The 21,228-nt window shown below is 46.9% G+C and carries 20 protein-coding genes; 18 read left to right on the top strand and 2 right to left on the bottom strand.

Annotated elements, in window-relative coordinates; all coding sequences use genetic code 11:
• The first annotated feature begins 3 nt into the window (after positions 1-3).
• The 9 genes from yfmH (at position 4) to EI981_RS17440 (ending at position 8,622) form a co-directional block, all read left to right on the top strand.
• Entirely contained in the window at positions 4-1,284 is a 1,281-nt protein-coding gene (gene yfmH, locus EI981_RS17480; RefSeq protein ID WP_127000286.1) for an EF-P 5-aminopentanol modification-associated protein YfmH, read from the top strand.
• 1 nt (position 1,285) lies between these two features.
• Positions 1,286-2,053, top strand: a complete 768-nt coding sequence (ymfI, locus tag EI981_RS17475; RefSeq protein ID WP_127000284.1) for an elongation factor P 5-aminopentanone reductase — start codon at positions 1,286-1,288, stop codon at positions 2,051-2,053.
• A gap of 92 nt (positions 2,054-2,145) precedes the next feature.
• Positions 2,146-2,400 carry a DUF3243 domain-containing protein gene (locus EI981_RS17470; protein ID WP_127000282.1) on the top strand — a complete coding sequence of 85 codons (255 nt, stop codon included), beginning with the start codon at positions 2,146-2,148 and terminating at the stop codon, positions 2,398-2,400.
• A 208-nt stretch (positions 2,401-2,608) separates the two neighbouring features.
• Positions 2,609-3,373 carry a DUF3388 domain-containing protein gene (locus tag EI981_RS17465; protein ID WP_127000280.1) on the top strand — a complete coding sequence of 255 codons (765 nt, stop codon included), beginning with the start codon at positions 2,609-2,611 and terminating at the stop codon, positions 3,371-3,373.
• A gap of 93 nt (positions 3,374-3,466) precedes the next feature.
• Positions 3,467-4,474: a RodZ domain-containing protein gene (locus EI981_RS17460; protein WP_127000278.1), complete on the top strand. Its 1,008-nt coding sequence runs from the start codon at positions 3,467-3,469 to the stop codon at positions 4,472-4,474.
• 173 nt (positions 4,475-4,647) lie between these two features.
• Positions 4,648-5,139, top strand: coding sequence for a YajQ family cyclic di-GMP-binding protein (locus tag EI981_RS17455; protein ID WP_127000276.1), 492 nt, complete (start codon positions 4,648-4,650; stop codon positions 5,137-5,139).
• 158 nt (positions 5,140-5,297) lie between these two features.
• Entirely contained in the window at positions 5,298-6,629 is a 1,332-nt protein-coding gene (rimO, locus tag EI981_RS17450) for a 30S ribosomal protein S12 methylthiotransferase RimO (RefSeq protein WP_127004801.1), read from the top strand.
• Complete coding sequence (gene pgsA, locus EI981_RS17445) at positions 6,626-7,213, top strand: CDP-diacylglycerol--glycerol-3-phosphate 3-phosphatidyltransferase (protein ID WP_127000274.1); 588 nt, start codon at positions 6,626-6,628, stop codon at positions 7,211-7,213. The genes rimO and pgsA overlap by 4 nt, the downstream gene beginning before the upstream one ends.
• A gap of 137 nt (positions 7,214-7,350) precedes the next feature.
• A complete protein-coding gene (locus EI981_RS17440; protein WP_127000272.1) occupies positions 7,351-8,622 on the top strand; it encodes a competence/damage-inducible protein A in 1,272 nt (423 codons plus the stop codon).
• Positions 8,623-9,317: 695 nt separating this feature from the next.
• Here the strand turns inward: EI981_RS17440 and EI981_RS29065 are convergent.
• A complete protein-coding gene (locus EI981_RS29065; RefSeq protein WP_162616207.1) occupies positions 9,318-9,635 on the bottom strand; it encodes a hypothetical protein in 318 nt (105 codons plus the stop codon).
• A 333-nt stretch (positions 9,636-9,968) separates the two neighbouring features.
• Between EI981_RS29065 and recA the strand changes: the two genes are divergently transcribed.
• The 9 genes from recA (at position 9,969) to pduL (ending at position 20,127) form a co-directional block, all read left to right on the top strand.
• Complete coding sequence (recA, locus tag EI981_RS17435; protein ID WP_127000270.1) at positions 9,969-11,030, top strand: recombinase RecA; 1,062 nt, start codon at positions 9,969-9,971, stop codon at positions 11,028-11,030.
• 80 nt (positions 11,031-11,110) lie between these two features.
• Positions 11,111-11,968 (top strand): regulatory protein RecX, encoded by an 858-nt coding sequence (locus EI981_RS17430; protein WP_227011486.1) that lies wholly within the window; start codon positions 11,111-11,113, stop codon positions 11,966-11,968.
• 315 nt (positions 11,969-12,283) lie between these two features.
• Positions 12,284-13,828, top strand: coding sequence for a ribonuclease Y (gene rny, locus EI981_RS17425; RefSeq protein WP_127000268.1), 1,545 nt, complete (start codon positions 12,284-12,286; stop codon positions 13,826-13,828).
• Positions 13,829-14,256: 428 nt separating this feature from the next.
• A complete protein-coding gene (locus tag EI981_RS17420; RefSeq protein WP_127000266.1) occupies positions 14,257-15,051 on the top strand; it encodes a TIGR00282 family metallophosphoesterase in 795 nt (264 codons plus the stop codon).
• 172 nt (positions 15,052-15,223) lie between these two features.
• Positions 15,224-15,484: a stage V sporulation protein S gene (locus tag EI981_RS17415; RefSeq protein ID WP_006286829.1), complete on the top strand. Its 261-nt coding sequence runs from the start codon at positions 15,224-15,226 to the stop codon at positions 15,482-15,484.
• A gap of 134 nt (positions 15,485-15,618) precedes the next feature.
• Positions 15,619-16,566 carry a dipeptidase gene (locus EI981_RS17410; RefSeq protein ID WP_335926192.1) on the top strand — a complete coding sequence of 316 codons (948 nt, stop codon included), beginning with the start codon at positions 15,619-15,621 and terminating at the stop codon, positions 16,564-16,566.
• A gap of 236 nt (positions 16,567-16,802) precedes the next feature.
• Positions 16,803-18,578, top strand: a complete 1,776-nt coding sequence (locus tag EI981_RS17405) for a 2-oxoacid:acceptor oxidoreductase subunit alpha (RefSeq protein WP_127000262.1) — start codon at positions 16,803-16,805, stop codon at positions 18,576-18,578.
• Complete coding sequence (locus tag EI981_RS17400; protein ID WP_127000260.1) at positions 18,565-19,431, top strand: 2-oxoacid:ferredoxin oxidoreductase subunit beta; 867 nt, start codon at positions 18,565-18,567, stop codon at positions 19,429-19,431. The genes EI981_RS17405 and EI981_RS17400 overlap by 14 nt, the downstream gene beginning before the upstream one ends.
• A gap of 123 nt (positions 19,432-19,554) precedes the next feature.
• Positions 19,555-20,127: a phosphate propanoyltransferase gene (gene pduL / locus EI981_RS17395; protein ID WP_127000258.1), complete on the top strand. Its 573-nt coding sequence runs from the start codon at positions 19,555-19,557 to the stop codon at positions 20,125-20,127.
• A 91-nt stretch (positions 20,128-20,218) separates the two neighbouring features.
• Here the strand turns inward: pduL and spoVAD are convergent, their stop codons facing one another.
• Positions 20,219-21,226, bottom strand: a complete 1,008-nt coding sequence (gene spoVAD / locus EI981_RS17390; protein WP_127000256.1) for a stage V sporulation protein AD — start codon at positions 21,224-21,226, stop codon at positions 20,219-20,221.
• Between the last annotated feature and the right edge of the window lie 2 nt (positions 21,227-21,228).

The following is a 21,228-nucleotide window of genomic DNA, read 5'->3' as shown; positions in this document are numbered from 1 at the left end:
CCTGTGGAAGCTATCACTTATGATCGATTACAGGAGACCTTATATCACGAGACGATGAGCAACGGTTTGCAGGTTTATGTTCTTCCCAAGCCCGGATTCCAAAAGACTTACGCTACTTTCTCCACGAAGTACGGTTCGATTGATAATCATTTCAAGGTAGAAGGCGAGCCGGAAATATCTGTGCCGGACGGCATAGCCCATTTTCTTGAGCATAAAATGTTCGAGGAGCCAGAAGGCGATATTTTCACTAAATTTGCTATGCAGGGGGCTTCGGCTAACGCCTTTACAAGCTTTGACCAGACAGTATATCTATTTTCAGCTACCGAGAACATCATGGCCAATCTGGAGACGCTTGTGAACTTTGTACAGCATCCTTATTTTACGGATCAGAATGTGGAGAAGGAAAAAGGAATTATCGGCCAGGAAATCGGTATGTATGGCGATAATCCGGATTGGAGGGTCTATTTCGGCTTAATCGAGGCGATGTATGCGGTTCATCCAGTACGCATTGATATTGCTGGAACCGTAGAATCGATCGCCACGATTACGAAGGAGACGTTATATACTTGTTATAATGCCTTCTACCATCCAAGCAATATGCTGCTGTTCGTCGTGGGTGGGGTGGATCCTGAAGCGGTCTTCCAAATGGTTCGGGACAATCAGGCAGCCAAGGATTACAAGCCTCAGGGTGCGATTGAACGTTTGTTTGACCAGGAACCAACTGTTGTACACCAGGCTCGTAAAGTTTCCAAGCTGCCGGTATCGCTACCGAAATGTCTATTCGGCTTCAAGGAGACGCAACTTGGACGATCAGGAGAAGATCTGTTACGCCGGGATTTGACGACAAAGCTGGCAATGGATCTGCTGCTTGGATCGAGTACGAAGCTTTATCAGAAGCTGTATGATATGGATTTGATTTCCGACGGCTTCTCTTATGAATATAACAGTAATCCAAATTACTGTTTCTCGGCGATTGGTGGGGATACGAAAGATCCTGATCAATTACTGGAAGTCATCAAGAACGAGATCGAGGCAGTCAAGTCAAGCGGATTCCGGGCAGAGGATTTTGAGCGGGCCAAGAACAAGAAGATCGGTGGTTACTTGCGGATGCTTAACTATCCGGAGAATATCGCCCATGAATTTACTAGATATAACTTCCGGGGCGGGGACTTGTTCAAAGTACTGCCGATTTATGAATCATTGACGCTGGATGATGTGAATGGGCGTCTGCGTGAGCATATTGACTGGAATCAATTAGCTGTATCACTAGTGGTGAGCCCGTAATATGACAATACAGCATGGGAGCGAGAAGAACATCGGGGATATGACGGTTCTCGTTACGGGAGCCAGCCGAGGAATAGGAGCGCAAATCGCGCTCCGGTTCGCGGCGGTAGGAATGAATGTAGTGATTCACTATTTGAATTCGCATGAAAGAGCGAATGAAGTAGCCAGACAATGTATGGAGATGGGAGCAAAGGTACATACCATATCTGCAGATTTGCGCAGTAAGACTGAGATTGAACGGATGAAGGAGAGGCTGGCGGGCTACGGATTGTACCCAGATATCCTCGTAAATAATGCGGGAATTTCCCATTACGGACTACTGACGGATGTCGAGGAGTCTGAATGGGACGAGATTATGGATGTCAATTTGAAAAGTGTCTTTCTGCTAAGCCAGGCCTTTATGCCTTACATGATATCGCAGCGTTTCGGGCGAATTATTAATGTATCATCCGTCTGGGGAATCTCTGGTGGCTCCTGCGAGGTCGTCTATTCCGCAGCCAAAGGTGGCGTTAACGCCTTTACGAAAGCCTTGGCTAAGGAAGTGGCTCCTTCCGGTGTAACCGTGAATGCAGTCGCTCCGGGTGCCGTAAAGACGGATATGATGGACCGTTTTGATGCCGAAGAGCTGAAACAATTGGAGGAGGATATTCCGGTTGGCAGACTCGCTGCACCGGAGGAGATATCTTCCCTGGTTTATTTTCTGGCGTTGCCGGAATCAAGCTATATTACAGGTCAGATCATTAGTCCTAACGGAGGCTGGGTTACCTGAAATAGGCTGCACTGTCTCGTGAATAAATGAGCAGAGAATAACGAATATTACGACTGTTGATTATAATTTACCGACATCAAGGAGGAATTAATTTGTCAACAGTACTCAAAAATTTTGATACATGGAAGAAGTTCCTGGGTGAGCGTGTAAAACATGCGGAGAAGGCAGGCTTTAGCGAGGACGCCATCGCCAATCTTGCTTATGAGATTGGGGGATTTCTGGAGGACAAGGTTGATCCGCAAAATGATTCCAACCGTGCTCTGAAAGAGCTCTGGGATGTTGGGGATGAATCGGAGCGCAAGGCAATCGCTCGTCTGATGGTCAAATTGGCGAAGAAAAACGCATAGACTTGCCTGAAAAGCTCCCGAAATCTGGGGGCTTTTCTCCCATTTTTTACAACTACTTGCCTTTCAAAATTTTTTTCTTTATTATTAGACACGTATTGTTTTATATCTTTCGGCGAAAAAGTATCAATTTATGTTCGAAAGGCAGGACATTTGATCGATTTTGTCGAAAAAGAGTAGTTTGTAAGGAATATAAGAAGGTGTATGTTTAATGGGTCAAAGACAGTGGTATTTGGAGTATAGAATACATAAGAACCGCCCGGGCTTGTTAGGTGATATTGCTTCAATGCTCGGGATGCTGGAAGTCAATATTTTGACCATTAACGGGGTAGAAGGAGATACGCGCGGATTGCTGCTGGAAAGCGATGAAGATGAGAAGATTGAGCAGATTGGTAAAATGCTGGCTAAAGTAGACAGTATAACCGTGACCGCCCTCCGCAGCCCTCGACTGGTTGATTTGCTAGCGGTTCGACATGGTCGTTATATTGAGCGGGATTCAGATGATCTGAAGACATTTCGATTCAGCCGTGATGAGTTAGGCCTTTTGGTGGACTTTCTAGGTGAAGTGCTTAAGAAGGATGGCCATCAAATGATTGGACTCAAAGGAATGCCCCGTGTGGGCAAGACGGAATCGATCATTGCTGGAAGCGTCTGTGCAATGAAGCGATGGACGTTCGTATCTTCCACACTGCTGCGGCAGACGATACGAACACAGCTTTCTGAAGAAGAAAATAATTCACAGCACGTATTTATTATAGATGGAATTATAAGCACGATGCGATCAAATGAGAAGCACAATCAGCTAATCAAACAAATTATGGAGATGCCTTCAACGAAGGTGATTGAGCATCCGGATGTATTTATAGAGCATACAGATTATAGTTATGACGATTTTGACATTATTATCGAATTGCGTAACAATCCGGAGGAACAAATCGTTAAAGATACGTTTGCTACACAATATCCAGAGGATTAAAAATAATGATTAGATACGGGGCTTATATTGACAGTGTAATGTCAATTGGTGTGATAGAAGAGGGAGTATAAATAATATCAGGAGGTGATGGTCGTGTCGGATTTGGGACAACAGTTAAAAGAAGCTCGTCTATCTATGGGCCTATCATTGGATGACGTTCAGGAAATAACAAAGATTCGCAAACGATACTTGGAAGCCATCGAGGCGGGAGACTATAAGGTTTTACCGGGGAGTTTTTATGTCCGGGCATTTATCAAAACATATGCGGAAGCAGTAGGGATTAACGCAGATGAACTTCTGGCCGAACACAAACAGAATGTGCCAGAAGCGGTGCCAGACACAACCATGGAACCTGTGCTTCAGAAGCGTCGCAGCAGACAAAGCACTGAACGCAATTCGAAGTGGCTTACGACTGCTTTAATGTGGTCTTTCTTTGCGCTGATTGTGATCGTAATTTATTTGTATTTCACAGTATGGAGTCAGTCGAATGAGGCAAAGACCAATGAGCCTGATCCAACTGCGATTACTAACAATTCGGAAAATCCGCAAAATAATACAAAGCCGAATTCTAATGCAGGAACTGATCAAGATGGCGCGAAAAATACGAATGCCGGTACGGATGATCAGACTGGGACTCCTGACAATGGAAGTGCAACGGATACAAATACAACGGATCCTAATGATACGGATACGACTAACAAAGAAATTGTCGTAGCTCCTGACGGCAAGGAAGGAAGCACGACGAAGTTCAAGGTACAGCCTGTGGGCAGCGAACCGGTGAAAGTCGTTATTACAGCTAAAGGCAGCAGTTGGGTTGAAGTACGCAAGGTTGATAAGCGTGGTGAGAAGCTCTACTACCAGACGATGCAAGATGGTGAAGTACTGAACTATGATCTTGGCGAAGAAGGGCTATTCATCAAGTCTGGGGCCTCCCCGAATACGACGATTACGGTTGGAGGACAAGTCGTTGAGGACGGCAAGAATACTTCTAAAATTCAATTGAATCTGGGTAAAGTTGATACTACTTCGGATTCGAATAGTGCAAATAATAGCGCTAATAGTTCCAATGTAGGTACTGACGGAGCGGTAGCGGGTCAATAATAAATGTAGCAGGTGCAGGCTGAGCGTATGGTTCAGTCGCACCTGTTTTTTATTGTGAATGGGCTTAATACTCGACTTTGCTAAATTTATTACATATAATTAGGATACGTAGGATTATAGTGTGTTCAATGGTAATTTTGTTGAACGCCCTTATATAGAAAGGAATGTGAAAGATGGCTTCAGAAAGCTCTTTTGATATTGTCTCCAAAATGGACATGCAGGAACTATCCAATGCCATTGACCAAACGGAGCGTGAAATTGCGAATCGGTTTGACTTCAAAGGTAGCAAGAGTGAACTTAAGGTAGAGAAGGATATACTAGTCGTTATTTCCGATGATGAGTACAAGCTCGGTGCAGTCATAGATATTCTGCAATCGAAGATGATCAAGCGCGGATTACCGATCAAGAATCTGGATTATGGCAAGGTCGAACCTGCCTCCCTCGGCACTGTCCGTCAACGGATCAAGTTGAAGCAAGGGATCGATCAGGAGAATGCGAAGAAGATTAATGTCTTGATCCGCGACTCGAAGTTGAAAGTGAAAAGTCAAATTCAAGGGGATCAAATCCGCGTAACCGGCAAGAGCAGAGATGATCTACAGCAAGTGATCCAAATGCTTCGCAAAGCGGAACTTACTGTCGATCTACAGTTTACGAATCTGAAGTAAGTAGAACTATTAGTGTGTCTTCGGTAGTTCATGACATGCGGTCTCTCGTAGCGGCCAAGCCGCGACGTGAGACTTTTTCATGTTTTTGACAGCGGTATTCACGAAATATTATACTTATACAGGGTATTATGGCTGTAAAATGGAGGGCTCATAGCATGATGACTGAAAAGGTGAAGATCGTTACATTAGGCTGCGAGAAAAATATGGTTGACTCCGAGATTATGTCTGGTCTGATTGATCAGCGCGGATATTCGCTTGTAGAGCAGGCGGAAGAAGCAACCGTTATTATCGTAAATACTTGCGGATTTATTGATGCCGCCAAAGAGGAGTCAGTGAATACGATTCTAGATTTGGCGGAACTGAAGGAGACAGGCAAGCTGAAGGCGCTTATCGTATCGGGCTGCTTAACTCAGCGCTATAAACAGACATTGATGGAAGAGATGCCGGAGATTGATGGGATCGTTGGTACTGGCGACTTTTATAACATTAATCAGATCGTCGATGAAGCATTAGGAGGTAAGAAACCGGCGTTTGTCGGGAATCCTGTATTTAATTACGAGGAGATTTTGCCCCGTAAGCTATCGACGGAGAAATATACAACCTATGTGAAGATCGCGGAAGGCTGTGACAATAACTGTACCTTCTGCAGCATTCCAATTATGCGTGGAGCATTCCGCAGCCGCTCTATAGAGTCTGTTATTGCGGAAGTTACTGCGCTTGCGGCTCAGGGAGTGAAGGAGATCAGCTTGATTGCCCAGGACTCGACGAACTACGGGACCGACCTATACGATGGAGAGTATAAGTTGGCGGAACTGATCAATAAGGTGAGTGAGGTACCAGGCATTGAATGGGTCAGACTGCATTATGCGTATCCGGGCTTCTTCACGGATGAACTAATCGAGATGATGGCATCTAATCCTAAGGTCTGCAAATACATCGACATGCCGCTGCAGCATAGTGAGGATACAGTATTGAAGCGTATGCGGAGACCGGGCCGAAATCGTGATACACGTGAGTTAATCGCCAAGATCCGCTCGCGAATTCCAGGCGTGGCACTGCGTACTTCGTTGATCGTAGGCTTTCCAGGGGAGACGGAAGAAGATTTTGAACGGTTATGCGATTTTGTTAGAGAGATTAAATTTGATCGCCTAGGCGTCTTTACTTACTCCAAGGAGGACGATACTCCTGCTTCACGTCTACCGAACCAAATCGACGAGGAAGTCAAGGAGTGGCGGGCGAATACGCTTATGGAAATTCAGCGTCAGGTGTCCAATGAGAACAACGGAAAATATGTTGGACAGGTGCTGGACGTATTGATCGAGAGCTATGATGGACGCAGTGACGTGTTTGTCGGCCGATCACAGTATGACGCACCGGAAATTGACGGAGATGTCTATGTCTCGAATTGCAAAGTCGATATTGGTGAGATTATTCCAGTACGGATTACTCATGCATATGAATATGATATGTCCGGGGAGGGTGTACTTTGAATCTGCCCAATCGTATCACTTTAGCGCGTATTTTCATGATTCCGCTGATGTTAGTGTTCTTGCTGTTCGATTTTGAGTGGTGGTCTCATGAATTGACTCTGGGGAGCTATTCACTGTCTGTGAATCATCTGATTGCCGCAATTCTGTTCATTATTGCCGCGAGCACAGATGGTATCGATGGTCATATTGCTCGTAAACGCAATCTCGTCACTAATCTTGGTAAGCTACTTGATCCTCTTGCTGACAAGCTGCTTGTAGCGGCTGCGTTAATATCGCTCGTAGCCCTCGATAAGGTGAACGGATGGGTGGTCGTTATTATTATCAGCCGTGAGTTCGCAGTCACGGGTTTGCGTGAGATCGCTTTGCTAGAAGGTTCGGTGATTGCTGCCAGCAATTGGGGTAAAGCGAAGACAATTACGCAGATTATTGCAATCTCTGCCTTGCTGCTTAACAATTTCCCGTTTGAATGGATCGGATTTCCGTTTGCGGACATTATGATTTGGCTTGCGACAATCATTACGGTGTATTCCGGAGTTGATTATTTTGTCAAGAACAAGCATGTACTGAACTTCTCAAAAATGTGATCGTTAATGGAAACGTTGTTGGGGTTATAATACCTCTTATCCAATTGGAGAAAGATACAACATCGAGAACGTAGCTTAGTTATAGCTATGTGTTCAAGTACTCTTTGAACAATCTCTAAAAGGGAGAAATGACTTGAATGAAAGCGGAAATTGTTGCCGTAGGAACGGAACTGTTGCTGGGACAAATCGTCAATTCCAATGCCCAATATTTGTCTCAGGAGCTGGCCTCGCTAGGGATTGATGTCTATTTCCAGACAGTAGTGGGCGATAATACATCCCGGCTTAAGCAAGCGATTCAGCTAGCCGCAGGGCGGGCGGACGTATTGATCTTTACTGGGGGTCTCGGTCCCACTCAGGATGATCTAACGAAGGATGTAGTGGCCGAAGTGCTGGACAGATCATTACATATCGACCGGATGGCAATGGATAATATAGAACGGTTCTTCAAGGACCGGAACGTACCGATGACGGAAAATAATCGTAGGCAGGCTCTGTCCATAGACGGAGCAACTCCGCTGGCCAATGAAACGGGTCTTGCTGTCGGAAATGCCATCGCTGAGGGCGGGAAATCTTATATTTTACTACCTGGGCCGCCTAACGAGATGAAGCCGATGTTCAAACAACAGGTTAAACCTTGGATTATGCAGCATGTGTTGACGAATGAATCTCCGATCTATTCACGGATGCTCAAATTCGCTGGTATCGGTGAATCAGCGCTGGAGACGAAGCTGCTTGATCTGATCGAGAGTCAAACCGATCCTACCATAGCTCCTTATGCCAAGGAGAGCGAAGTTACGATTCGCATCTCGACGAAGGCGAACAGCCAGAGCGCGGCTTCGAGCAAACTGGATGTGATGGAGGAGCAGATTGCTTCTCGCTTGTCGGAGCATTTCTATGCGAATGAGGATGTGCCGATCGAGAAGACCATCGTTGATATGATGACGGAGCAGGGCCTTACCGTTAGTTGTGCGGAGAGCTGCACAGGAGGCATGCTGATGCAGACGATCACGACGATCCCTGGCAGCGCCACTGTCTTCCTCGGCGGTATCGTCTGCTATTCCAATGCAATGAAAGAGAAGCTGCTTAACGTACCTCATGATCTGTTAGAGGGCGAGAACGCGCCCGGAGCCGTTAGCGCTGAGACAGCGAAGGTGCTAGCCGAACAAGTACGGATGATCGTGGATACCGATTTCGGCCTCGCCGTTACCGGTGTAGCTGGCCCCGCCTATTCCGAGCGCAAGCCGGTAGGTCTGGTCTATATCGCGATCTCTCGCCGCGATGGCGATACCGAGGTGCACGAACTCCATCTTAAAGGCAACCGCAACACCATCCGCCTGCGCTCCACCAAGACGGTTCTCTACCATCTCTGGAAGCAGCTTAAACGGAACGAGAACCAAGCCGGCAAATAAACATTGCCCGATTCCTAAATATTGGATATAATCGAATTACGGAAGAACCGTAGCCAAACTTGCTTCAAGTTGCTGCTACGGTTCTTTTTTTGCGTGATTATTAAGGGGAGAGGAGGCTTTAGATCGCTGCTGGGCTGAGTGGAGAACGAAGGTGATCGTTAAAGATGTGGCGAATGTAGCACATTGACATAAGTAATATTGGTTTGGTTTGGGTTAGGACAGAGAAATGAACCGGGTACGTCCATTAGGTGCAGGTAGTTACAGTCGGAAAAAACTGCAAAAATGCAGTTATTTACACCGTTCAGCCCAACGGAATAAGGAAAGCCTGCATTAATGCAGTTATTTTCCCAATTCCAGCTCCATTACAGGAAAAACAGACGAAAAGCCTGCATTTTTGCAGGAATTTATTTTGAACAGGGCATTTTCGAATAAAAAGCCTGGATATTTGCATCTTTTTATGTCTATGCCAGCTAATTAGTGTTTTGGAGTACCGCACACCGCCCAAAGTAGAGCCGATTCCCAAAGGGAGAGCGCCGGTCAAGTTCTCGCAGTAACTCATAAGTGTATTCAATTGCAATGGAAGTACTGCATAGCGCCGAAGTAGAGCGATTCCCGAAGGGAGAGCGTCGGCCAAGCTCTCGTAGTAACTCATAAGCATATTCAAGAAAGTGAGATAAGCGAAGCCGCGATCGCCACTATGGTAGCAACGCACGCCGCCCAAGGAGAGCGATTCCCGAAGGGAGAGCGTCGATCAAGTTCTCGTAGTAACTCATAAGCGTATTCAAGGAAGTGAGTGAGGCGAAGCCACGAACAACACAATGGAGTACCGCACAGCGCCGAAGTAGAGCGATTCCCGAAGGGAGAGCGCCATTAGCACTCCAACATAGCACCCAAGAGCAGGAGCTGGAAAAGTAAAGAGTGCCCGTAGGGAGGAAAGCGCTGATCGCAGGCAGCATACCCGGGTGCGCCGAAAGCAGCAGAACTCCCCAGCCAAGGCAACTAAGTAGATCCAAAAGTAAGACGTACCCGAAGGGGGAAAAGCGTTCCACGTGCCAAAGTAGAGCTCTCCCCAAAGGGGAGAGCGGCTAGGGAGCGCCTAAGCCTATCCTACCCGTTAGTCCAGTTTGCAGGAGTCCAGAGGGCGGCAGGCCCTTTGGAGCCCTCCCTTACGGTAAGGGAGGGTTTGGGTGGGTTGAGATACCGAATGTATGTTCGAAAAAATGCTTGGCAAACGTTTCAAAACAAGGTACAATTGTTGTATAAAAGAAATCGACTTTCTTATTTAACTAATTTGTTTTTAATCAAATTTGTGTAAATTTCTAATCAATGAGAAGGATGTGAGCTGATTGTCAGACCGCCGTGCTGCGCTGGAAATGGCGCTTCGTCAAATAGAAAAACAATTCGGAAAAGGTTCGATCATGAAGTTGGGAGAATCCACACATATGCAGGTGGAAATTGTACCCAGTGGATCGATAGCATTGGATATCGCGCTTGGAACCGGGGGGTTGCCTCGTGGAAGAATTATTGAAGTATACGGACCGGAATCTTCTGGTAAGACGACGGTAGCTTTGCATGCAATTGCGGAAGTTCAGAAGATCGGTGGACAAGCTGCATTTATCGATGCGGAACATGCGCTTGACCCTTCTTATGCAAGCAAGCTAGGTGTAAATATTGATGAGTTACTATTGTCCCAGCCGGACACAGGTGAGCAGGCACTGGAAATCGCCGAAGCGCTTGTTCGTAGCGGTGCGGTAGACGTTATTGTTATAGACTCTGTAGCAGCATTGGTACCTAAGGCTGAGATCGAAGGGGAGATGGGTGACTCTCATGTCGGCTTGCAGGCTCGTCTGATGTCCCAGGCACTACGTAAATTGTCAGGTGCAATCAGTAAATCCAAGACGATTGCCATCTTCATTAACCAGCTTCGTGAGAAAGTGGGCGTAATGTTCGGTAATCCGGAGACAACTCCAGGTGGACGAGCACTCAAGTTCTACTCGACAGTTCGGCTTGATGTTCGCCGGGTAGAGACGATCAAGATGGGTAATGATATGGTCGGTAACCGGACTCGAATCAAAGTTGTGAAGAATAAGGTAGCTCCGCCGTTCAAACAGGCTGAGATTGATATTATGTATGGTGAAGGGATCTCCAAGGAAGGCAGCATTATCGATATCGGCGTTGAGCAGGATATTGTTGATAAGAGCGGCGCTTGGTACTCTTTCGCTGGCGAGCGACTCGGTCAGGGACGTGAGAATGCGAAGCAGTATTTGAAAGAGCATCCGGAGATTTCAAATACGATTGAGCAGAAGATCCGCGAGAACAGCAACCTGACGACTACAGTCGCACCACCGTCTGAGAGCGATCAAGAGAAAGATGCTAAAGAAGAGCAGGCACTTTTCGAAGAAGAATAATAATGATTTGGGAGCGCTCTGCCGCCAGTAATAACTGGTTCGGACAGGGCGCTCTTGTCTAATAAAGGAGCGTAAACCTGGTGGAGCAACGATTTGGGAAGCATAGATCCAAACCGTATACAGGAGCGGGCAAGGATAGTGAGAAGGACGAAATTATCGACATTTCTGATCCCGGCTCATGGGAGAATCGCCGTTCATATAAGGATGAAGAGCAGGAACGGGGAGCGGCAAGCCCGGTGGAAGCAGAGGGCAATGATCTGTCTGTTTTCCCTGAGGATGAAGAGCTGACCATTACATCGGTGCAGTTGCTGAAATCGCCAAAATTCCGATATCGCATTTACTTCGGCCCTTTCCAGGTGGAAGTGCATGAAGATGTTATGGTCAAGTATCGCATGATGAAGGGCGCCGTATTTACCAAACATGAATTGGAAGAGATCGTTATTGCCGACGAACGGCAACGGGGATATGGAGAAGCATTGAAGTATCTCAGCCGCAAACCGCGGACTTCCTTTGAAATCGCTACTCGACTTAAGGAGAAGGGGTGGAGCGAGGAGACGATTAGTGAAGTGATCGAACGGTTGATCCAGGAGCGTTGGATTAATGACGCCGCATACGCCCAGGAATGGGCAGGACAACGTCTTCGCAGTCGTGGGAAGGGTAAGGCATGGATCAGATATGAACTTCGTCAGAAGGGCATTTCCAAGCCTCTGATTGAAGAGGCACTTGGGCAGGTCAGTGAAGACGATGAGTATGACAGCGCCATGCAGCTCGCGCAGCGTAAATGGCGGACTACGTCCGGAGAGACGGCGGACAAGAAGCGTAAGATAGGCGCATTCTTGATGCGGAGGGGCTTCTCCGGCCAGCTCGCTGGTAAGGTACTCCGTGAGCTGATTCAAAAAGATGGTATAGAAGACAGGGATGAGTGGGAAGACTTATAGATTCATAGTGGTATAGAGAGACAAAGATTGTACAATCATGTCCTTTGCTTGACAATTTCTTTCATTAAATAATAAAATGGTCATGAATCTATATCATGTGGATCCTTATTCCTTCCAAATGATGGATCTAACTAGATTCTATTCGCAATCATGGGGCCAAGATTCCGGCATTTTAACGGAATATTCATGCTGATTTGGCGTGATAGCCTGTCTGAATCGGCAAGAAATCGATTCTTTGTATGATGATGAATGAAAAATGAAAACTAACAAGCATCCCAGGGAATGCCTTGGAGGAAACAGCGGGGAGGTGAACAGATGCCCACATCAATCTGGATCATTCTCGTTGCCGTCGCCGCTTTATTCTTTGGGTTCGGGATCGGATATTTTATTCGCAAATCTCTTGCAGAGGCTAAAATTTCCAGTGCGGAACAAGCTGCAAGTCAAATTTTGGAAAGTGCAAAAAAAGACGCAGAAGCACTGAAAAAGGAAACGGTTCTGGAAGCTAAAGACGAAATTCATAAACTGAGAACCGAGGCTGATAAAGACATTCGTGAACGTCGGAATGAAATTCAACGACAAGAAAGACGATTGTTGCAAAAAGAAGAGTCGCTGGATAAAAAAATTGAATCACTGGAACGTAAAGAAGAACAAGTAGCTGGCAAAGAGAAGAGAATTGAAGAAACCCAGCAACAGATCGACCTGCTCTATAAGAGTCAGGTTCAGGAACTTGAGCGTATTTCCAATTTGAGCATGGAAGACGCCCGCACGATCATTCTTAATAATGTCGAGCAGGAAGTTCGCCATGAAACGGCTCAAATGATTAAAGACATTGAGTTGCAGGCGAAGGAAGAGGCCGATAAGAAATCACGTGAAATCATTACGCTAGCGATTCAGCGTTGCGCTGCTGATCACGTTGCTGAGACGACTGTCTCGGTAGTTGCTCTTCCGAATGAAGAGATGAAGGGTCGGATTATCGGACGTGAAGGCCGTAACATCAGAGCACTGGAGACGTTGACCGGTATTGACTTGATTATCGATGATACGCCGGAAGCGGTCATCCTGTCAGGCTTTGATCCAATCCGTCGTGAAATTGCCCGCACAGCGCTGGAGAAACTGGTAGCTGACGGACGAATTCACCCAGCACGGATCGAAGAGATGGTTGAGAAATCACGTCGTGAAGTGGACGAAAGAATTCGTGAATACGGTGAACAAGCGACATTTGAGGTTGGTGTTCACGCGCTGCACCCGGATTTAATCAAGATTTTGGGTCGTCTCAAGTTCCGGACAAGCTATGGTCAGAACGTGCTGAAGCACTCGATGGAAGTAGCTTACTTGGCCGGGCTTATGGCCGCCGAGTTAGGCGAGGATATTGCGCTCGCCAAACGTGCCGGATTGTTGCATGACATCGGGAAAGCGCTGGATCATGAAGTGGAAGGATCTCATGTCGAAATCGGCGTGGAACTGGCGAAGAAGTATAAGGAACATCCGGTTGTTATCAACAGTATCGCTTCCCACCACGGAGATTGTGAAGCTACTTCGGTTATCGCTATGCTGGTTGGTGCGGCCGATGCATTGTCGGCAGCTAGACCTGGCGCTCGGCGTGAAACGTTGGAAACCTATATCCGTCGTTTGGAGAAACTGGAAGAGATCTCAGAATCGTTCGAAGGTGTGGAGAAGTCGTTCGCAATTCAGGCAGGCCGCGAGGTTCGTGTTATGGTGCAGCCTGAGAAGATCGATGATGCCGAAGCGTTCCGTCTGGCTCGTGACATTACGAAGAAGATTGAGAGTGAACTGGATTATCCGGGTCACATCAAGGTTACGGTCATTCGTGAGACGAGAGCGGTTGAATATGCGAAGTAAAGGTTATGCTGATGAAGTGGCCCCTCGTGGGCCGCTTTTTCATTGAAAGCTCTATATAGAAGTTCAATCGGCCCACTTTCGTTAAGCAAACTTCTCATCAGCACTCATGGATGAGTGGCCACGATGTATAGATAGGTCTATGAAATTTCTAACGAAATTACAGATCGTTATTTCCTTGAAAACAGTGGCAAAAAAAATCTAACGATACGTCATATCGTTATTCAGGAGAAATCCCTGCTTTTAACCACTCATTTGCAAAAATAGCGATACCCAGTTTCGTTAAAAATTCCAGGAGCCCGATTTGGGCCAAATAACGATACCCAGTTTCGTTAAAATTTCCAGAGCCCATTATGGGCTGAATAGCGATATCTAGTTTCGTTAGAGGTTCTACTAAGAAACAGCGGTGTAAGGAATGGAGGAGAGACATCATTAAACTTTTATTTATAGGAGATATTGTTGGCAGTACAGGTCGGAAAGCAGTGCGGGAATCACTTCCTCGCTTAAAATCTAAATATAACCCTCATGTTATTATCGCGAATGGGGAGAATGCGGCATCTGGGCGCGGAATTACGGAGAAGATTGCTAAGGAATTTTTTGATCAAGGCATTCACGGCTTGACGATGGGTAATCATACTTGGGATAACAAGGAGATATTCGACTTTATTGACCGTGAGCCGCGGATGATTCGTCCGGCTAACTTCCCGCCAGGGACACCTGGGATTGGTCATACCGTCATTAAGGGGAATGGCAAGGAACTGGCTGTGGTCAACCTGATGGGCCGCACGTTCCTACCGGCGATCGATGATCCGTTCCGAGCTGCGGATGATATTATTGCTGAGTTGTCTAAGAAGCATAAATGCATTATGGTTGATTTCCACGCCGAAGCGACATCGGAGAAGATTGCTATGGGCTGGTATTTAGACGGTAGAGCTTCCTTCGTCGTAGGTACACATACGCATGTGCAGAGCAATGACGATATTATTTTGCCGCAGGGTACCGCTTATTTGACGGATTCCGGCATGGTTGGATCACGTGAAGGGGTGCTTGGTATGGAGCGTTCGGCGGTTATTCGCAAGTTCACGACGCAGTTGCCGGTCCGATTCCAGGTATGTGAAGGAAAATGGCATTTCCACGCTGTGTTCGTCGAGATCGACGAGGCCACCGGCAAAGCGAAAAAGATCGAGAAAATAAGAATGCTTGAGGATGAATGGTTCATGGAATAGCTGACAAGAGATACCGCTATAAGTGGAGCTCAAAAAGATCGGTTTTCTTATCAAAAGCGGACTTTTTGTACTACCTCTAAGGCACCTCCCAAAAAAGAAGGAATTATTTTGCTACTCACGAATATCTTCTAAGTAGTGGAGTCAAACCATTATTCCCAGGGAGGTACTTACCATGGAAGTATTAAAAGTTTCAGCAAAATCCAATCCCAACTCCGTTGCCGGTGCTCTAGCTGGAGTTCTAAGAGAGCGTGGTGCTGCTGAACTTCAGGCTATTGGAGCGGGTGCACTTAACCAGGCCATCAAGGCGGTAGCCATAGCCCGGGGATTCGTTGCACCAAGCGGCGTAGATCTGATATGCATTCCGGCTTTTACGGATATTGTGATTGATGGTGAGGATCGTACAGCGATCAAGCTCATAGTTGAACCTAGATAAGGTCTATTAGAGATGTAGGTGAACCTGTTTACTCATGAGTAGACAGGTTTTTTTGCTTTTTGGATTAGAAATGAATATTAATAAGTAAGATCTAAAATATACTGGAAAATAGAGCGATGAAGGAGGGGGACGTATTGAAAATTGTTGACTTCCATTGTGACGTGCTTAGCAAAATACAGCTGGACCGTAGTCTGGACTTCAAATGTGATAATGGGCTTGATGTTAATTTAGAGCGTATGAAGCAAGGAGAGGTACAGCTGCAATGCTTTGCTATTTTCCTGTCGGAGAAATTAGGCCCGCCGGGCATTGAACATATCATGGAGCAGCTTGACCTATATCAGGAGCGCATTGCATCCGAAGGTATCGGGCTCATTAGAAATACTGCGGATTTGGAACGTGTTATAGCCTCAGGAGAGAAGGCCGGCATGCTCTCTATTGAAGGAGCGGATGGCCTGGAGGGAGATTTGTTCTATTTACGGCTCTGTTATGAACGGGGAGTGCGCTTTCTCGGCATTACCTGGAATTATGCGAATTGGGCTGCGGATGGTGTGATGGAGCTGCGGAATGGCGGCTTCACTCGTAAGGGGCTTGAGCTGGTGCAGGCCTGCCATGAACTAGGAATTACACTAGATGTATCTCATTTATCTCAAAAGGGCTTCTGGGAGCTAATAGAGCTGTCTGAGAGTGCGAAGCGTCCTTTTATCGCCTCTCATTCTAATGCCTATCATATTTGCGCCCATGCTCGGAATTTGCATGATGAACAAATCAGAGCGATAATAGATAGCGGCGGTCGGATTGGTGTGACATTTGTGCCTTGGTTTGTAAAAGATAGCACGGTGGTACACAGTGAGGATCTTCTACCGCATCTCGATCATATTTGCCAGCTTGGCGGCGAAAAGCATATTATGTTCGGCTCCGATTTCGACGGAATTGATACCCATATCGATGATTTACGGCATGCAGGGGATTACTACAAATGGGTTGAGACCCTTCTCAAACACTATCCAGAAGAGCTTGTAAAGGGCTGGATGTCCGGCAATGCACTGGAATTTTTGCGAATGTGGCTACCACAGGGTAAGTAAGCGCTTTAATTAATCCAATTACGAGATCGTTATGATCGAAAACAACTATATGAAAAAGGGTGGAAAACGCTTGCTTTTTATATGACTTCGACATAAAATTGACATGACTCTGAAACAGAATGTTCACAAGTGTTGCAGAAAATTGTGACAGTTAACACATCTGCGTTCTGAGAGGGCTATTATTATTTTAATTTTATATCTTTTATAGTGCGATACGATTAAAGGGGTGGGCGATCTTGATTAGTCAATTGTCTTGGAAGATCGGTGGACAGCAAGGCGAAGGGGTTGAAAGTACGGACCGGATTTTTTCGACAGCCTTGAATAGACTTGGGTATTATTTGTACGGATACCGTCATTTTTCCTCGCGTATTAAAGGTGGTCATACGAACAACAAAATCCGGATTAGTACCAAGCCGATTCGAGCTATTTCCGACGACTTGGACATCTTAGTCGCTTTTGACCAAGAAAGTATCGATTTGAATGCGCATGAGCTATGCAGCGGTGGAGTCATTGTTGCAGATGCCAAGTTTAATCCGTCTGTTCCTGAAGGAATCGATGTGAAGCTATTCCCTGTTCCAATTACGAGCATTGCTGAGGAACTGGGCACTTCGCTCATGAAGAATATGGTTGCTTCAGGCGCTTCTTGGGCCCTCTTGGGGCTACCGCTTGAAGTATTCAACAAAGCGGTTGAAGAGGAATTTGGCCGTAAGGGTCAAGCTATTGTGGACAAAAATATCGAAGCGGTGAAACGCGGTGCCGATTTTGTACTGGAGCTCGCCGGGGGACCTCTTGATAACTTCAAGCTGGAACCCGCTGACGGTAAGCAGAAGTTGTTCATGATCGGTAACGATGCGATCGGGCTCGGTGCGCTTACGGCAGGCTGCCGAATCATGAGTGCTTATCCGATTACACCGGCTTCTGAAATTATGGAATATTTGATTAAGAAATTGCCTAAGTTTGGCGGTACTGTCGTTCAGACAGAGGATGAAATCGCGGCCATTACGATGGCTATCGGTTCGAACTATGCTGGTGTACGCTCTATGACTGCTTCAGCGGGCCCAGGCTTGTCGCTGATGATGGAAGCGATCGGACTTGCTGGTATGACCGAGACGCCGGTCGTTATCGTCGATACGCAGCGCGGCGGCCCTAGTACCGGGCTTCCAACAAAGCAGGAGCAGAGCGATATCAATGCCTTGATCTACGGAACGCATGGCGAAATTCCGAAGATCGTCATTGCACCGAGCTCAATCGAGGAATGCTTCTATGATACCGTTGAAGCGTTCAATCTGGCCGAAAAGTATCAGGTTCCGGTTATCGTGGCTACTGACCTGCAACTATCCTTGGGCAAGCAGTCCTGTGAAATGCTTGATTATAACAAGATTCAAATCGAACGCGGTTATATCGTGAAGGATATTCCGGAACGTGAAGATAAGAGTATGTTCAACCGTTATGCGGTTACGGACAATGGTATTTCTCCTCGGGTGTTGCCTGGTGAGAAGAATGGCATTCACCATGTTACTGGTGTAGAGCATGATGAAGCCGGACGTCCATCGGAGTCGACGGTCAACCGGAAGAAAATGATGGATAAACGTCTGCGCAAGCTGGACGAAATGCAGATTACGAACCCGATTCATCTGCATTCCCCACATGCCGAGCCCGATCTTCTGATCGTAGGCATGGGCTCAACAGGTGGAACAATCGATCAAGCTCGTCTTCGCCTGAATGGTGAAGGAGTGACATCGAACCATATGACGGTACGCCAAATGCATCCATTCCCTACGGAATTAATCCTTCCGGAAATTCAGAAGGCGAAGAAAGTTCTCGTATTTGAGAATAATGCGACAGGTCAATTGGCGAACCTGATGAAGCTGCATTGCGGCAACCATGATAAAATTCTGAATGCATTGAAATATGATGGCAGTCCGTTCTTGCCTTCGGAAGTATTCGAAGAATGCGCAAAGGCCGCCGGCTATAAACCGCACGAGGAGTTGGTACAAAATGGCAACCTTTAAGGAGTTCCGTAACAATATCAAACCTAACTGGTGTCCAGGTTGTGGAGATTTTTCAGTGCAGGCCGCGATTCAGCGCGCTGCAGCGAATGTGGGACTCGAACCGGAAAGTTTGGCTGTAATCTCAGGAATCGGCTGTTCCGGACGGATCTCTGGTTACATTAACGCGTATGGTCTCCACGGCATTCATGGCCGTGCACTTCCCATCGCACAAGGCGTGAAGCTGGCTAACCGTGATCTAACGGTTATCGCTTCCGGCGGTGACGGTGATGGCTTCGCGATCGGTATCGGGCATACGATCCATGCGATCCGAAGGAATATTAATATGACTTACATTGTTATGGATAACCAAATTTATGGTCTGACGAAGGGGCAAACTTCACCGCGTAGTAGTGAGGGCTTCAAGACGAAGAGTACACCGGAAGGCTCGATTGAATCGACGCTTTCTCCACTCGAGCTGGCGATTTCGGCCGGGGCGACTTTTGTGGCTCAATCATTCTCCAGCGATCTGAAGCAACTGACTTCCTTGATCGAACAAGGTATCCAGCATGAAGGCTTCTCGTTAATCAACGTATTCAGCCCGTGCGTAACCTTTAACAAGGTGAACACATACGATTGGTTCAAAGAACATATTACAAATCTCGACACAATGCCGGATTATGATCCTAGCAACCGCACGCTGGCAATGACAACGTTGATGGATACAGGCAGCATGATCACTGGTCTGATCTATCAGAACAAAAATAAGAAGTGCTATGAGGATCTGGTTCATGGCTTTAAGCCAGAGCCGCTTGTGAATCAGTCGCTGGCATTAAGCGAGACTGAGTTTGACAATCTTGTTGCAGAATTCAGATAATTGGCAAAAAGATGTTCGTATTTTACGGACATCTTTTTCTTTTTACGTGAAAAAGGTGTATAATAGGGGGCGATATAGAAACGTCACACCCGTGATAGAGAAAAAACGAGGAGTGTTTACAAAATGAGCAAGACTGTACCTGTCGGCGTATCAGCACGTCATATTCACTTAACTCAAGAGCATATTGAAGCTTTGTTTGGACAAGGTTATCAGCTTACTGAATTCAAGCCGTTGTCCCAACCAGGACAATTCGCGTCTAACGAGACAGTAGCTGTCGTTGGACCGAAAGGCCAGTTTGACAAAGTTCGTATTCTGGGACCTGCTCGTCCAGCATCCCAATTGGAAATTTCCCGTACGGATTCCTTCGCAATCGGCGTTAAGGCTCCAGTTCGTGAATCTGGTAAGATTGATGGAACACCTGGTATTAAAGTAGTGGGTCCTGCTGGCGAAGTTGAGCTAGAGCAAGGCGTAATCGTAGCAGCCCGTCATATCCACTTCCATACTTCCGATGCTGAGAAATGGGGCATCAAGGATAAAGAATTGCTGAAGGTTCGCTTTGGTGGAGAACGCGGTATGATTATGGAAAATGTTATCGCGCGTGTATCGGATTCCTTCGCACTTGATATGCATATCGATACGGATGAAGCGAATGCTGCTGGCGCCAAGAATGGCGATACTGCAGAAATCGTAGATTAATCATCAGTTATTAATAGACAAGGGTCTCGCCTGATCGTACAGATCAGCGAGACCCTTTATTAATTTGCGGGGAGACTTCTGAAGGTTTGAATTAATTACTTTCGATCGCTACAGCATGAGCGATACATGGAATGCTCTCCCCTTGCTGGTAGGATAGGGGGGAGAGGAGAGCGCCGGTAGCAACGACAAGCAATCGCTTCAGCTCTCCGCGCTTCATACGGTTCAGCAGATGGCCGTAAGTCACAACAGCGGAGCAGGCACAGCCGCTCGCCCCTGCCTGTACATTCTGCTTGTCATAGTTATAGATCATCATTCCGCAGTCCTGATAGTTCGTCTGATCGATTGGGAAGTTGTGGCGCTTGAACAGTTCTTTGGCGATCTCATAGCCAACTTTAGATAGGTCGCCAGTGACGATCAGATCATAATAGGAGGGCTCAATCTGCATATCGCGGAAGTGAGCCTGGATGGTGTCGACCGCCGCCGGTGCCATCGCTGCGCCCATATTAAAGGGGTCAGTGATTCCCATATCGATAACGCGGCCAATCGTCGCCGACGTAACTTTTGGACCGCTACCTTCCAGCGACAGCACAGCTGATCCCGAGCCGGTGACTGTATATTGCGCGGTTGGCGGCTTCTGCGAGCCGTATTCAGTTGGATATCTGAACTGCTTCTCCACACTGGCATTGTGGCTGCAGGTTCCGGCAAGTGCATGCTTGGCACCGTTGTAGTTCACAATATATGCAGCCAAGGCAAGACTCTCCATCGATGTGGAGCAGGCGCCAAATACACCCAGATAAGGGATGTTGAGCGTCCGAGCTGCGAAGCTACTGCTAATAATTTGGTTCATCAAATCGCCGCCGAAGTAGAACTGAATTTGCTCCTTCGTAAGCCCAGCCTTCTCAATGGCTTTGCTGGCAGACTCTTCAAGCAAAGTTTTCTCCGCTTTTTCCCAACTCTCTTGCCCTAGGTACAGATCGGCATGGATCGTATCGAAGTCATTAGCCAGAGGCCCCTGTCCTTCGAAAGGCCCGACGATTGTGGCGCTACTTATAATGGCTGGCTTATTCTCGAACACCCAGCTTTGATGGCCCTGTAACATGA

The organism is Paenibacillus lutimineralis, from assembly GCF_003991425.1.
Taxonomy (GTDB): domain Bacteria; phylum Bacillota; class Bacilli; order Paenibacillales; family Paenibacillaceae; genus Fontibacillus; species Fontibacillus lutimineralis.
The sequence above is the reverse complement of the archived record's forward strand: the minus strand, read 5'-3'. Positions and strand labels throughout refer to the sequence as shown.